The sequence below is a fragment of the Pseudomonas inefficax genome, from assembly GCF_900277125.1.
GTDB classification, from domain to species: Bacteria; Pseudomonadota; Gammaproteobacteria; order Pseudomonadales; family Pseudomonadaceae; genus Aquipseudomonas; species Aquipseudomonas inefficax.
Map to the genome: position 1 here is coordinate 1 of NZ_OPYN01000173.1, position 1,304 is coordinate 1,304.

Here is a 1,304-nt window from a genome sequence, read left to right on the forward strand (position 1 = left end):
GGCGAACACGCTGCTGGCGGCCATATAGCTCCAGTGATAGGGCATATAGAACAGCAGAATGAAGATCGGGATGAGCNGGACGNGTAGAACGGNGAGNAGGTTTGGAATATNCATCGGTACGACTGGCCNCAANTTGNGCCCGCATTCTACTCGCTATGCAGGCTGGCATAAATCGACTCGGCAAGCTTTTTACTTATGCCGGGTGCTTTGGCGATTTCATCAATACTGGCGCGGTTGAGCTCCTGCAGGCCGCCGAAATGTTTCAGCAGGTCGCGCCGGCGCTTGGGCCCTACCCCGGCCACATCCTCCAGGCTGGACACCCGGCGGGCCTTGCCACGGCGGGCGCGGTGGCCGGTGATGGCGAAACGGTGGGCCTCGTCACGGATCTGCTGGATCAGGTGCAAGGCCGGTGAGTCGCCCTTGAGGGTGAACTCATGGTGCACGTCGTTCAGGTACAGGGTTTCGAAACCGGCCTTGCGCGTCACGCCCTTGGCCACGCCAAGCAGGGTCAGGTCGCTGAAGCCCAGCTCCTGCATCACGTCACGGGCCATGTTCAGCTGGCCTTTGCCGCCGTCCACCAGCAGCACGTCGGGCAGCTTGCCCTCGCCGTCCTTGATGCGCCCGTAACGGCGGGTCAGGGCCTGATGCATGGCGGCGTAGTCGTCACCGCCGGTGACGCCTTCGATGTTGAAGCGGCGGTAGTCGGACTTGAGCGGGCCTTCGGGGCCGAATACCACGCAACTGGCCACGGTGGCTTCGCCGCTGGAATGGCTGATGTCGTAGCACTCCAGGCGCTGCGGCACCTCGTCCAGGCCCAGCACCTCGGCCAAGGCCTCGAAACGTGCGGCCATGTGCTGGCGGTTGGCCAGGCGCGCATTGAGCGCCTGCTCGGCGTTGGTCACCGCCAGCTGCTGCCAGCGGGCGCGGGTACCGCGTACCCGGTGGCTGATGGTCAACTCGCGGCCGCGCAGGGTCTGCAGGGCTTCGCTGATGGCTGCAAAGTCTTCGTGCACCACGTTGACGATCAGTTCGCCCGGCAGTTCGCGCTCGGCATTGCCCAGGTAGTACTGGGAAAGGAACGCGGCCATCACTTCGGCCACCTCCTCCTCGATACCTACCTGCGGGAAGAAGTTCTTGCTGCCCAGTACCCGCCCGCCGCGCACGCTGATCAGGTGCACGCAGGCGCCACCAGGGTTGACGAAGGCGGCGATAACGTCGACATCGCCGCTGCCGCCTTCGATGTACTGCTGGTCCTGGACCCGGCGCAACAANGCGATCTGGTCGCGCAACTCGGCGGCCTTCTC

General features: G+C 64.4%; 1 protein-coding gene and 1 pseudogene. Both read right to left on the reverse strand.

The annotated features are described in order from the left end of the window. Positions 1-114: pseudogene (locus tag JV551A3_RS21000) on the reverse strand (CDP-diacylglycerol--glycerol-3-phosphate 3-phosphatidyltransferase); the annotation flags it as partial. 32 nt (positions 115-146) lie between these two features. After that, positions 147-1,304, reverse strand: a 1,158-nt coding sequence (uvrC, locus tag JV551A3_RS21005; protein ID WP_133979094.1) for an excinuclease ABC subunit UvrC, incomplete at its 5' end; no start/stop codon positions are given.